We start from the raw sequence: 12,132 nt of genomic DNA, 5'->3' as shown, positions 1-12,132 counted from the left end.
CGCCGCGCTAGAATATATGGTTTTGCCCGTCACCACTTTGCGGCGGGTTTCCAGCCAGAGTACGAGATGTCCCTGATCGTTCATAAATATGGCGGTACTTCGATGGGCTCGGTTGAGCGCATTCGGAACGTGGCGCGTCGCGTCGCGAAGTGGCACGCCGCCGGCCACCAGGTTGTTGTAGTGCCGTCGGCAATGGCGGGCGAAACGAATCGCCTGCTGGGTCTGGCGCGCGAAATTTCGCCCCAGCCCGATAGCCGCGAACTCGATATGATCGCCGCTACCGGCGAGCAGGCCAGCAGCGGTTTGCTGGCCATTGCGTTGCAGGCCGAAGGCGTGCCGGCGCGCAGCTATGCGGGTTGGCAAGTGCCCGTGCGCACGGATTCGTCCTTCACCAAGGCGCGCATCAGCTCGATCGACGACGCCCGCATCCGCGGCGACCTCGACGCAGGCCGCGTGGTGATCGTGACCGGCTTCCAGGGCATCGATCCCGAAGGCCACATCACGACGCTGGGCCGTGGTGGTTCGGATACCTCGGCCGTGGCCGTGGCTGCCGCCATCAAAGCCGATGAATGCCTGATCTACACCGACGTGGACGGCGTCTACACGACCGATCCGCGCGTGGTGCCCGAAGCGCGCCGCATGGCCGTCGTTTCCTTCGAGGAAATGCTGGAAATGGCCTCGCTGGGCTCCAAGGTGCTGCAAATCCGCTCGGTGGAATTCGCCGGCAAATACCGTGTTCCGGTCCGGGTCCTGTCCTCGCTGACCGACCCGCTCATTCCGCTCGACGAAGAAATGGTCTCGGGCACGCTGATTACTTTTGAGGAAGACGAAAAAATGGAAGCCGCCGTTGTCTCCGGCATCGCCTTCAGCCGCGACGAAGCCAAAATCACCTTGCTGGCGGTGCCCGACAAACCGGGTATCGCTTTCTCCATCCTGGGCCCTGTCGCTGCCGCCAACATCGATGTCGACATGATCGTGCAGAACCAGTCCGTGGCTGGCACGACCGACTTCTCGTTCACCGTGAATCGCAACGAATTCGCGCGTGCCGTCGACCTGCTCAAGCGCGAAGTCATCCCCGCCGTGGGTGCGCGTGAACTGTCCACCGACGAGAAGGTCGCCAAGGTCTCCATCGTCGGCATCGGCATGCGTTCGCACGTGGGCGTGGCCAGCCTGATGTTCCAGACGCTTTCGCAAGAAGGCATCAACATCCAGATGATCAGCACCAGCGAAATCAAGACGTCGGTCATCATCGACGACAAGTACATGGAATTGGGCGTGCGCGCGCTGCACAAGGCCTTTGGCCTGGACCAGGCGCCCGCCGCCAAGGAATAAAGGCAGCGGATCGGCACGTTTTTTTTGATTGATGGCCCCGTTTGCGGGCAAGCATCAAAAAATTCGTGCTAGAATCTCGTTCTCTTTTCGGAGACGTGCCCGAGAGGCTGAAGGGGCTCCCCTGCTAAGGGAGTATGTGGCTAAAAACTGCATCGTGGGTTCGAATCCCACCGTCTCCGCCAGATCTTCGGCGCTGGTCCTAAACAACCAGCGCTGAATTAAAAAACCCGCAATCGCGAAATCGATTGCGGGTTTTTTTCATTGGCGCGTGTCGTTCGTGGGGGTATTGGTCGTCGGCGCTTTTTTCATCAGCGTTTTTTCATCAGCGCGTTTTGCATTCCAGCGCGGATAGCAAACCGTGCGCCTGCTCCACGACATCCGCATCGTTCGGCCTGAACGGCATCGGCAACGCTTGCGACAGGCGCTGGTATTGCGCGTGGCTGCTGCGGGCGTAGGCGGGGTCGTAATGGCGGTCGATGAGCTCGCGCGCCAGATCGATGCGGCGGCCGTCGTCCACCATCTGCTGCCAGCCCTGGATCACTTCGCGGCTATGCAGGCCCAGCATGCGTTGCAGCTGGGCTTTCAACCATTCCGGGTTTTCGAATAGCTGCGCGTAGTCCTGTTGAAGGAACGCGGCGCGGTCTTCGCGCGTGGACGCCACGTTGACGCATACGCCTTCATGCATGGCTTGCAGCAAGGCGGGCGGCAACTCGACGGCGCCTATCTTGCGGCTCTCGGCTTCAACGAACACGGGTTGTGATGCGTCCAGCGCGCGAAGGCGTGCGGCAAGCAGCGTGTCGAAGTGCTTTTGCGAAGGCTGCGCCACGCCGGGCAGGGCGCCCAGCAACGAGCCCCGGTGCGAGGCCAGTTGTTCCAGGTCCAGCGTCTGCGCGCCGGCTTGCGCCAGTGCGTTCAGCAAGCGCGTCTTGCCGCTGCCGGTGGGGCCGACCAGCACCACGCACTGCAAGGCCGCCGGCAAGGTCGCCAGCGCTTGCAGCGTGGCGCTGCGATAGCTTTTATAGCCGCCGTCCAGCTGCCGCGCGCGCCAGCCGATCATGTTGAACATCAGCGTCATGGAGCCGGACCGCTTGCCGCCCCGCCAGCAATAGATCAGCGGGCGCCAGCCTTGCGGCCGGTCGGCGAAGCGCGTTTCCAGATGCTGGGCGATGTTGCGGGCGACCAGCGCGGCGCCCAGTCGAGACGCTTCGAACGGCGACGCCTGGCGGTACAGCGTGCCGACCTGTACGCGTTCTTCATTACTGAGCACGGGCGCGTTGATAGCGCCCGGGATGTGATCGTCGGCGTATTCAAGCGGCGAGCGTACGTCGATGATTTCATCGAAGTCGTGCAGCTTGTCCAGACTTACCAGCAGGTGTTTCACGATGACGGCCAAGAGATAAGGGGGCAATGGAAGCGGCCACTAGGATAGTGCTTTCTGGCAGCGTGGGTTCACGATTGCGATGGCAATGGCTGCCGTATCCAACGCGCGCCGCCATGCGATATTTCAACGCCCCCGACTTGCACGTTTTCTGAAACAACGCTATTATTCAAGGCTTGCTTTTTGACGCGCCCGTAGCTCAGCTGGATAGAGTACCTGGCTACGAACCAGGGGGTCGTAGGTTCGAATCCTGCCGGGCGCACCAAGTTTTCTAGAGTGGTTTTTTTTGTAGGGTGGTTTGTAGAACGTAGCGGATTCGTTTCGCGAAATTCGGCAAAAGAACTTGCGAAAAAAACTTCAAAAAAAACTCAAAAAAACTTAGGAAAAAAAGCAAAAGCAGTAAAAATGGTGAAATTGTTCTGATATAATTTTGCCTCTTTGTCGGAGCGCCCGTAGCTCAGCTGGATAGAGTACCTGGCTACGAACCAGGGGGTCGTAGGTTCGAATCCTGCCGGGCGCACCAAGTTTCACGTCACACTGAAACGCCGAACAAAGAAAATGGAAAGGCCTTTGATCATTGATCGAAGGCCTTTTTGTTTTGCGCGGACGCTTCTTTGTTTTCGTCTTCAAAGCCCCAGTCCCCAACGCTTGCCCAATCGTCGCCCAGCAGTTCGGCCGGGTGCATCGTGCGGTCGGAACCGTTGCCGCATTTCATGGCGTCGGATGCGCAGTATTGATCGCAGCCCCAGCAGACACGTTCGGGGCGCTTGGGATGCATCGGAAATTTCTTGGCCATGCTGTGCCTCATCAGGGAATCGCTGTCGCGCAGATGCTCGCGGCCTGCCACGGCAGGCGGCTGAAATTTCAGCGTACTGCGCGGCCCGCACCGCGTTCCTTGACTTGAAGCAAACGATGATGAAGCCCAGGGCATGAAGCAAACGTGATGAAGCAAAGGGGATGAAGCAAACGTGATGAAGCAAAGGGGATGAAGCAAAGGTGATGAAGCAAAGGTGATGAAGCCGACAAGGGCGCAGCCGTGCCCGCTACCCAGTGCATTTTCCCGCACCGATTTGCACGATGTGGTTTTTCCATGTTATAAACACGCCTCTTTCGGGGCGCCCGTAGCTCAGCTGGATAGAGTACCTGGCTACGAACCAGGGGGTCGTAGGTTCGAATCCTGCCGGGCGCACCAACTTATATCGAACACGTGATGGCAATGCGATAAGCAACGCAATCGCGGTTCCGCCAAAGCGCAACAGCGCGTAGGCCTTGCAAGAAAACGAAGCGGCTTGATGGTCATCCATCAAGCCGCTTTTGTTTTGTCCGGGGCGGACCGTCAGACCCGTATCGTCAGACCCGTATCGTCAGACCCGTATCGTCAGACCCGCATCACCAGAGCCGCATCACCATACCCGTATCACCCGGCCCGTCTGCGCGCCTTCCACGCTGCGGCGATAGGCCAGGGCCACCCGCGATGCGGGCGCCGCTTCAAAGCCCGGAAAATACGGCCCGTAGGCCTGCATGGATTCCTGCAACACCGTCGGGCTGACCGCGTTGATCCGCAACCCTTGCAGCTCTACCGCCGCGCCGCGCACGAAGCCGTCGATGGCCGAGTTCACCGCCGATGCGTTCGCGCCATACCGGATCGGTTCGTCACTGACGATCCCGCTGGTCAGCGTGATGGACCCGCCCGCGTTCAAGTAGTGTTGCCCGATCAGCGCCACGTCCACCTGGCCCAGCAGCTTGTTGTGCAGCCCGATCTTGAACTGTTCGGCCGTCATCTCGGCCAGCGGGCCGAAGTGCATCGCGCCGGTGGTCGAGACAATGGCGTCGACCTTGCCCACGCGTTCGAACAGGTTGCGGATGCTGTCGCTGCGCGTGATGTCCACTTGGTACTGGCCGCTGGTGTTGCCCACGGCGATGATGTCGTGGCGTTGGCCGAGTTCTTCGGCAACCGCGCGGCCGATGGTGCCGGTTGCGCCGATCAGGATTATTTTCATGGAAGCCTCCGGGCCGTGCCCGTTGTTTGGTTAGCATTTGCGAAGCGCTGGCGCCGCGCCAGTGCATAGAGGCATTCTCGCTTTTCGCTATCCGTGGAAAAATCCGCACATGGTGCAAACACTTCACACTCCGGGTGCGTAATTCATGGATCGCTTGCTCAGCATGGAAGTCTTCGTGGCGGTCGTTGAGTTGGGCAGCCTGACCGCGGCGGCGGCGCGGCACGAGATGTCGGCGGCCATGGCGGCCAAGCACGTCAAGGCGCTGGAATCGCGATTGGGCCTGCGCCTGTTGAACCGCACCACGCGCCGACAAAGCCTGACCGAAGCGGGCCAAGCCTATTACGCGCGCAGCAAGACCATTCTGGAAGACATCCGCGACGCGGAGCAGGGCGCCGAGGCCTTGCGGCTGACGCCGCGTGGGCATCTGCGCATTACGTCCACGGTGACCTTCGGTTCGCTGGCGTTGACGCCGGCCATTGCCGACTATCTGTCCGTCTATCCCGACGTGAGCGTCGAGCTGGTGCTCAGCGACATGGTGGAAGACATTGTGGCCGCCCGCTACGACGTGGCGGTACGTATCGGCGAGCCGGCCGATTCTGGATTGATCGCGCGCACAATCGGCCGCTACCAAATGGTGATCTGCGCCGCGCCCGCGTACCTTGAACGCTATGGCACGCCCGCCACGCCAGACGATCTGATGCAGCATCAATGCCTGGATTTTTCGTACTGGAGCCGCCGCACGGGCTGGCAGCTGTCGGGAGACGACGGCAGCCAGGCCGGCTACCCCACCGGCCGCTTCGTGTCGAACAACGGGCAGGCGCTGCGTCAGGCCGCGCTGGCGGGCTTTGGCGTGGTATTGCAGCCCGAGCTGTTGTTGCGTGAGGATATGCACGCCGGCCGGCTAGTGCCGATCCTGCAACCGTATTGGCCCGCCGCGCGGCCCATTACGCTGCTGTACCAGAAGGACAGGCAGGCGTTGCCCAAGCTGACCACCTTTGTGGACTTTCTGGTCGAACGCTACACACGATAGTGGCCGGCGCCCAAGGCAAGGCGCCTGTTGTCAGCGTTTTGCCGGCCTCTTACTGGCCGCTTACCGGCCTCTTACCGGCCTCTTACCGGCCGCTTACCGGCCTCGTCGCCGGTCCACCGCGGTCAACGAAATCCCGTTCTTGATCATCCGATACGCCTGGCCCCCCAGCCACGTGACCTGCTCGCCGGAACTTGTGCGGCAGATGCAGTGCGTCTTGGGATCGAAGCGCGAGGTACCCAGCGCGGAATATGCCTCCAGGTCCGCAACGAAGCGTTCGATGCGATACAGGGTGCCGTCGGGAGATGTGACAAGCACATCGGTCAATCGTCTTGCGGTGCCGAGCATACTCAGTACCTCCAGGGGCCGTCGGTGTTGCGGCGGCAAAGCCTTGTGGACGCTTCTGCGTGTAGCGACGCGTGCGCGTGTGGCGCGTTTGCGGCACTACCGAAGGCGGCCTCCAAACAAAGAATCATCAAGCTGGTCGGGTGACACGCCCAGCGCCTCGGAGATGCGGTCCAGCACTATCTGCCGTGGGCGTGGCCGTGGCCGTTCCAGTTCAATGTATATGGAATGATCAACGCCAAGGCGGGCAGCCATATCAGCGGTAGTGATATTGAGGTGCTCGCGCCACGCGCGTATCAGACTCCAATCGTTGCCGGTTTTTAAGTTGACGACAGCTAGTGGTAGGGGGTTGTGTCCGACGGCCAGTCTGTGGTGCGGGCCTGCCGGGCTGGGGTCGAGCACATTGCGTTTGGCGGCGCCGCTTTTGCGGGGTTCGCCACGAGGCGTTGTGACATCGGGTTCTGCGGTGAATATAGCGCCGCCGTTGATTTGCCGATACTGATCATTGCCGATCCAGGAGATTGCCTCGCCGTTATCGAGCATGCACTCGCAATCCAGGTGGTAATTGCTGGGAACGCTCTCAAGTTTGGCAATGGTTTCCGTGGTCGTGGCGTGGCGCACCACACGATGCAATGCGCCGTCGGATGAACGCACGAATACGTCGGGAAGTCTCCAGGAAAATGGGATGATGATCTCCACGGTCAAAGCCACTTTGCCACTGTAGCCCGGTGGCAAAACGGTGAGATTTGGGGTTTCCCCTCGGCTGTTGTGGCTAGTTCGTTTCTACTCGATCTTCAACGTAAAGATCTTCACAAATGTTCACGGTGCCTGATCGCCCTTTAACCCTTCATCGCGTTGATCGAAGGCGGCCGCCAGCACGCGCGGCATGATGTCGGCGGCGGCGCCATGCAGATTGCAGTGCGCATGCGCGTCCAGCGGTGTGGCGTTGGGATTGACCTGCACGACCGTGGCGCCGGCGGCCAGTGCGCGCTGCGGCAGTTCGGCGGCGGGATACACCAGCGCCGACGTGCCGATACTGAACAGCAGGTCGCATTGCTGCGCGGCGTGCAACGCCGTGCTCCAGGCGTCCGACGGCAAGCTCTCGCCAAACCACACCACGCCGGGCCGCACGGGGGCGCCGCACTGTGTGCAGGCGGGCGGCGGAATGCGGCGGCCTTCGTCGGCGTTGCTGGCGGCGTGGGTGTCGGCTTGGGTGTCGGCGTAGGTGTCGGCATTGCTGCCAGCGCGGGTCTCAGCATGGGTCTCAGCATGGGCCTCGGCGTGCGTTTCGATTTCCGAGCTAACCGTTGCCGGGCCGTCGTCGACAACGTGTGGGGCGCCGCATGCCGAGCAGCGTGGGGCGTGCAGGCTGCCGTGCAGATGCACCACTTTGGTGGCCCCCGCGCGCTCGTGCAGATCGTCCACGTTCTGGGTGATGATCGTCAGCGCGGGCACGTGGCGTTGCAGCGCGGCGATGGCGTAGTGCGCGGCGTTTGGCGCGGCGCGCAGCACTTGCGCCCGGCGCCACTCGTACCAGCCCCACACGATGTCGGGATGCTCGCGAAACGCTTGCGGCGTGGCAAGCGCCTGCGCGTCAAAGCGCGACCACAATCCGGTCAACGCATCGCGAAACGTCGCGATGCCGCTTTCCGCCGACACGCCGGCCCCCGTGAATACAACGACGCGCTGCGCGTTGCGCAATGCCTCGATCAGGGCAGGCGGAATATCGTGATGCGTATTTTTCATTTCAAACCTTCAGGACAGTTCGATACGCTGCGCGCGGGGGCGCCAGCCTGTCAAGCTCGCGCTGTGATTTGCACCCGTGATGAGCACCCGTGATGAGCACCCGCGATGTGCCCCCGCAATGTGCACCCGTAATGTGTACCCGTAATGTGCGCGTGCGCAAGCATCCCGAATGATGGATACTGCTTTTCTCATCTGGGATTTCCCCTCCCGCACTGGAGACCCGCAATGCCCGAATCCGCCGCCGGTCTGGACCGGCTTCGCCACTTTATCGCCACTGCCACCCGCCTGGCCGGCGCAGACTCCCTGTCGCAAACGCCCGCCCTGCAAGAGGCGTTTGCCGATCTGGTGCGCCACGATGACTGGCTGCCCGAAGCCTGTACCGCCCCGCATCCGCAGTATTACCAGCAATATCTGCTGCACTGCGACCCCTTGGAACGTTTTTCGCTGGTCAGCTTCGTGTGGGGCCCGGGCCAGTCCACGCCCGTGCACGACCATGAAGTGTGGGGCTATGTGGGCATGCTGCGTGGCGCTGAAATCAACCAACGCTACGTGCGCCACGCAGACGGCAGCATCGAAACCGCCGGCGAACCCACCACCCTGCGGCCCGGCGACATCGAACGGCTGGACCCCGCCCAGGGCGACATCCACCGCGTGTCGAACGCCTTCGCGGACCAGGTGTCGATCAGCGTGCACTTGTACGGCGGCAACATCGGCGCGGTGTCGCGCCATGTCTACGATCCTCAGACGGGGCAGCCCAAGCCTTTCGTGTCCGGCTATTCCTCGGCCAACCTGCCGAACCTTTGGGACCGGTCTGCCGCCGTGCGCGCCACCATCCCGGGGTTGAAAGCCTGAGCGCGGCGGGTGTGACGCACGTTGTCCGGCGGCCGCTGCCCGTGCTATGTTCGCGTCCTAAATATTAGGAAATACAAAGATGGACAAGACGCTGCTCAAGGGCCTGATGGTATTGGAAGCGGTGACCGACGTGGACAATCCGCCGCGCACCATCGATGCCCTGGCCGCGCGGGTCGGGCTCACGCGCAGCAACACGCATCGCACGCTGCAAACGTTGATCCACGCCGGCTACGTCATCAAGGACGATGACGGCGGTGGCTACCGTGGCGCGGTGCGCCTGTTTGAATTGGCCGCGCGCCAGCTTGCCCAGCTGGATGTACGCAAGCTGGCCGCGCCGTTCATGCGCACGCTGGCGGACCAGACGGGCGAGACGGTGCATCTGTCGGTGCTGGACGGATTCGATGTGGTCTACGTGGACAAGATCGACAGCCCGCAACCGATACGCGCATATTCCATGGTGGGCGGCCGCGCGCCCGCCTATGCGGTGGCCACCGGCAAGGCGCTGCTGGCCTATCAGCCCGAAGGCTATGTCGAGCGCTTTGCCGAACAACTGGTGCGCCACACGCCGTCGACCATTGTTTCCATGCCCCTGCTGAAAGACGAACTGCGCAAGATCGCGCGCGCCGGCTATGCCGTGAATCGCGGCGAATGGCGCGAGGGCGTGGGCGGCCTGGCCGTGACCCTGTTCAACAGCCTGGACCAGGCAGTGGCGGCGGTGGGCATCTCCGGCCCGCTTGACCGCCTTAGCGCGGCCAGGATGAAGCAGCTGGCGCCGGATGTGTCGGCCTGTGCGCAGTCCATTTCGCAAGGGATGGGCTACCGGCGAGGGTATCTGGATCAGTAGCATCCGTGCGCGGCGACAGCGCCGTGGCGATGCGCACGGCCTGGTCGCACGCCAGCCGCGCATTCACATCCATGGACGTGGTCCAGAAATACGTGCCGCCGGCAAGGCTGCCCAATACCGACACCTGTTCCCACACCGCACCCTGCGCGTTCCTGACGCAGCCTGTGTCGAAGTCCAGCGCCAGTCCGCCAAACGGGTCCGACACCGCGTGGCCGTCGCGTAGCAAGCCGGCCACCAGCGCATCGTCGGTGCGCGCCACGTCCACCGAAAAACTGGTGGCGTTGATGAGGGCGTCGCTGCGATGCTCGGCGTTGCCGTCTGGCATGCTTAGCCGGGTATGGAACTGACCGGTGCCTGCGTCATGGCGGCTGTCCACGAAGCCCGCGCGCACTTGCAACTGACCCGTCTTGAACAGCGCTTGCAGCTTCAAGGCGTTGCGCATGGGGAAGGTGGCGCGGCGTGCCATCCACAGCGCACGCCAGCGCGATTGAAAGCGGTGGCGTTCCGTGTCGGGCAGCAGGCGCCATATTTCGTCCACCGCTGCATTGGTGGCGGCGGCCACGGCCTGCCAGGGGCGCGCGGCTTGCGTCGACCGGCGTATCTCGTCGTCCAGGGCGCGCACCGCGTCGGTGGCCAGGCCGAAGATCTCGTCGGCGTCCAACGCGCCGCCCATGGCCCGCACTTCATCTTGCAAAGCCTGCGCAATGACCTCTAGCGATAAGGCGCCGCCGTGCCGCATGGCAAGCGCCACGGCGCCTTCACGGCTAAGGTGGCGCAGCGCCGCCGGGGGCTGGTTGTGCGGGCTGCGCACCGATGGCAACCGGCCATTGCGCGACACGCACAACAGCGGGCCGCGATGGCCTGCTTGCTGCAAGGCCGCCACCGCGTCCACCGCGCTGAGGCTGGTGCCGACGATGCAGACGGACGCATCGGGTGCGATCCGGGCCGCCAGATCAGCGACGGGGTAGGGGCTGTTGAAATAGCCCGGCGCGTCGTGCAGCGCGGGGAAGGCTTGCGACGGCAAGTTGCCATTGCACAGGACGGCATAACGGGCCACGCACGCGGGCGCGCCGGCGGGCTCGACGTACACCGTGCCGTCTGGCAGCGGCGACACGCGCCGCACGCGGCAGGGTACATGAGCCAGCGCGATGCCCAGTGCGTGCGCAAGGTCCCGACAGCGCGCGTAGACCGCGCGCAGATAGGCGCCGAACAGCGGGCGGGGAAGAAAGTCGGAGGGCTGAATATCGGCCACGCCATATCCACGCAGCCAGGCGGGGTCCTGCGCGCGCAGCCACTCGACAAAGTCCAGGCGATGATCCGCCCGCGCCGACATATTGCCTGCGGGGATGTTCAACAGATTGCTGCGCAGGTCTTCCTGATAGGCGCCGCCGGGGCCGGGCTCCGCTTGCGGTTCGAATAGCGACACGGTCAGCGATACGGATCGCGACGCCGCCAGCGGGCACGGCACGCCTTGCGCTTGCCATGACAACAGCAACTGATACAGGAAGCTGACGGCGACCGAGCCGCCGCCCACGATGGCGACGTCGACCAGCAGCCGCGTATCACCGCCCAGGCCCATCTGGGCCGCGCCCGGCTTCACGTGACCGTCGCTCATTTGGCGGCCGACATGCGCACCACGTCGCCCCAGCGCGCCACTTCCTGCTTCAGCACACGGCTGGTGTCGGCGGGCGATGTGGCCACCGCATCGGCGCCCAGCTTCAACGCGGCCTGCTGCACCGAAGGCATCGCGGCGGCTTTCTGCATGCCGGCCGACAGCTTGTCCACCACGTCGGGCGGCGTGCCGGCGGGCGCCAGCAAGGCGTAGGCGGTAGCCACGGAATAATCCTTCACGCCTTGTTCCATCAACGTGGGCAAGTCGGGCAGCGCGGTGGCGCGCTTGGCGGTGGTCACGCCCAGCAGGCGGATCTTGCCGCTGGCCACCTGGGGCAGCAGGGCGGGCAGGGTTTCGATAACCATGTCGATCTGGCCGCCCAGCAAGTCGGTAATGGCAGGGCCGCTGCCGCGATACGGCACATGCATCAAGCGCGTGCCCGTCACCACCTGGAACAGCTCGCCGGCCATGTGCTGCGAGGTGCCGGGGCCGGCCGAGCCAAACGTGATGGTGCCCGGCTTGCTCTTGGCCAGCGCGATCAGCTCCTGCACGTTGTTGGCGGGCACCTTGCTGTTGACGGCAACGGCCATCGGCATGCTGGTGGCCATGGAAACGCCGACGAAGGCGGTGGCGAAGTCGTAGCCCGGCTTGTCGGGCATGGCCGCGTGGATGGCGTGGCTGCCCACCGCGCCCATCAGCAGCGTGTAGCCGTCGGGGGCGGACTTGGCGACGTATTCCGCGCCGATCTCACCGCCCGCGCCCGCCTTGTTTTCGACCACCACGCCTTGTCCCAGGAAGTCTCCCAGGTGCTGGGCATAGATGCGGGCCGCGGCATCGGTGGCGCCGCCCGGCGGAAAGGGCACGACCATGCGTACCGGTTTGGCCGGCCAGGTCTGGGCTGGGGCCGGGGCGGCCGCCAGGGCAAGTACCGCGCCCGCCAGGGCAATGCGCCATGTCTGCTTCATGAATGTCTCTCCTTGGTGTGATCAAACCGTC

The 12,132-nt window shown here is 63.5% G+C and carries 12 protein-coding genes and 4 tRNA genes; 8 read left to right on the top strand and 8 right to left on the bottom strand.

The genetic code is table 11. From position 1 onward, the window contains the following. The first annotated feature begins 66 nt into the window (after positions 1-66). Together AC6LJY_RS11690 and AC6LJY_RS11685 are read left to right on the top strand one after the other, a co-directional pair. On the top strand, positions 67-1,332 hold the full coding sequence (locus AC6LJY_RS11690; protein WP_104144234.1) for an aspartate kinase: 1,266 nt from the start codon (positions 67-69) through the stop codon (positions 1,330-1,332). Between the two features lie 89 nt (positions 1,333-1,421). Beyond that, positions 1,422-1,514, top strand: a tRNA-Ser gene (locus AC6LJY_RS11685). A 140-nt stretch (positions 1,515-1,654) separates the two neighbouring features. On the opposite strand, the gene mnmH is transcribed toward AC6LJY_RS11685, so the two are convergent. Further along, the gene (gene mnmH / locus AC6LJY_RS11680; protein ID WP_314361582.1) at positions 1,655-2,713 is read right to left on the bottom strand and encodes a tRNA 2-selenouridine(34) synthase MnmH; all 1,059 of its coding nucleotides are present in this window, start codon (positions 2,711-2,713) and stop codon (positions 1,655-1,657) included. A 185-nt stretch (positions 2,714-2,898) separates the two neighbouring features. On the opposite strand from mnmH, the gene AC6LJY_RS11675 reads away from it, so the two are divergent. Beyond that, positions 2,899-2,975, top strand: a tRNA-Arg gene (locus AC6LJY_RS11675). Between the two features lie 181 nt (positions 2,976-3,156). Further along, positions 3,157-3,233: transfer RNA gene (locus AC6LJY_RS11670), tRNA-Arg, on the top strand. A 51-nt stretch (positions 3,234-3,284) separates the two neighbouring features. Here AC6LJY_RS11670 and AC6LJY_RS11665 read toward each other — a convergent pair. Continuing rightward, the gene (locus AC6LJY_RS11665) at positions 3,285-3,506 is read right to left on the bottom strand and encodes a DUF3079 domain-containing protein (RefSeq protein WP_498136012.1); all 222 of its coding nucleotides are present in this window, start codon (positions 3,504-3,506) and stop codon (positions 3,285-3,287) included. Positions 3,507-3,825: 319 nt separating this feature from the next. Here AC6LJY_RS11665 and AC6LJY_RS11660 point away from each other — a divergent pair. Next, a tRNA-Arg gene (locus AC6LJY_RS11660) sits at positions 3,826-3,902 on the top strand. A 211-nt stretch (positions 3,903-4,113) separates the two neighbouring features. Here the strand turns inward: AC6LJY_RS11660 and AC6LJY_RS11655 are convergent. Next, complete coding sequence (locus tag AC6LJY_RS11655) at positions 4,114-4,710, bottom strand: short chain dehydrogenase (RefSeq protein ID WP_104144236.1); 597 nt, start codon at positions 4,708-4,710, stop codon at positions 4,114-4,116. 145 nt (positions 4,711-4,855) lie between these two features. Here AC6LJY_RS11655 and AC6LJY_RS11650 point away from each other — a divergent pair, with 145 nt between their 5' ends. Continuing rightward, the gene (locus tag AC6LJY_RS11650; protein ID WP_046804154.1) at positions 4,856-5,740 is read left to right on the top strand and encodes a LysR family transcriptional regulator; all 885 of its coding nucleotides are present in this window, start codon (positions 4,856-4,858) and stop codon (positions 5,738-5,740) included. 93 nt (positions 5,741-5,833) lie between these two features. Here the strand turns inward: AC6LJY_RS11650 and AC6LJY_RS11645 are convergent, their stop codons facing one another. The 3 genes from AC6LJY_RS11645 to AC6LJY_RS11635 form a co-directional block, all read right to left on the bottom strand. Beyond that, positions 5,834-6,085 carry a hypothetical protein gene (locus AC6LJY_RS11645; protein ID WP_185975366.1) on the bottom strand — a complete coding sequence of 84 codons (252 nt, stop codon included), beginning with the start codon at positions 6,083-6,085 and terminating at the stop codon, positions 5,834-5,836. A gap of 96 nt (positions 6,086-6,181) precedes the next feature. After that, entirely contained in the window at positions 6,182-6,781 is a 600-nt protein-coding gene (locus tag AC6LJY_RS11640; RefSeq protein WP_219990596.1) for a helix-turn-helix domain-containing protein, read from the bottom strand. A gap of 120 nt (positions 6,782-6,901) precedes the next feature. Next, positions 6,902-7,828: an SIR2 family NAD-dependent protein deacylase gene (locus AC6LJY_RS11635; protein WP_498135982.1), complete on the bottom strand. Its 927-nt coding sequence runs from the start codon at positions 7,826-7,828 to the stop codon at positions 6,902-6,904. Between the two features lie 225 nt (positions 7,829-8,053). Between AC6LJY_RS11635 and AC6LJY_RS11630 the strand changes: the two genes are divergently transcribed. Both AC6LJY_RS11630 and AC6LJY_RS11625 read left to right on the top strand, forming a co-directional pair. Further along, positions 8,054-8,680 (top strand): cysteine dioxygenase, encoded by a 627-nt coding sequence (locus AC6LJY_RS11630; RefSeq protein ID WP_314361592.1) that lies wholly within the window; start codon positions 8,054-8,056, stop codon positions 8,678-8,680. Between the two features lie 79 nt (positions 8,681-8,759). Then, the gene (locus AC6LJY_RS11625) at positions 8,760-9,524 is read left to right on the top strand and encodes an IclR family transcriptional regulator (protein WP_498135981.1); all 765 of its coding nucleotides are present in this window, start codon (positions 8,760-8,762) and stop codon (positions 9,522-9,524) included. Here the strand turns inward: AC6LJY_RS11625 and AC6LJY_RS11620 are convergent. Continuing rightward, positions 9,424-11,139: an FAD/NAD(P)-binding protein gene (locus AC6LJY_RS11620; RefSeq protein WP_498135980.1), complete on the bottom strand. Its 1,716-nt coding sequence runs from the start codon at positions 11,137-11,139 to the stop codon at positions 9,424-9,426. The genes AC6LJY_RS11625 and AC6LJY_RS11620 overlap by 101 nt on opposite strands. Beyond that, complete coding sequence (locus AC6LJY_RS11615) at positions 11,136-12,101, bottom strand: tripartite tricarboxylate transporter substrate binding protein (protein WP_046804149.1); 966 nt, start codon at positions 12,099-12,101, stop codon at positions 11,136-11,138. The genes AC6LJY_RS11620 and AC6LJY_RS11615 overlap by 4 nt, the downstream gene beginning before the upstream one ends. Between the last annotated feature and the right edge of the window lie 31 nt (positions 12,102-12,132).

Source organism: Achromobacter sp. RT286_PF, assembly GCF_059760425.1.
This window is presented reverse-complemented; position numbering and strand designations above follow the sequence as displayed.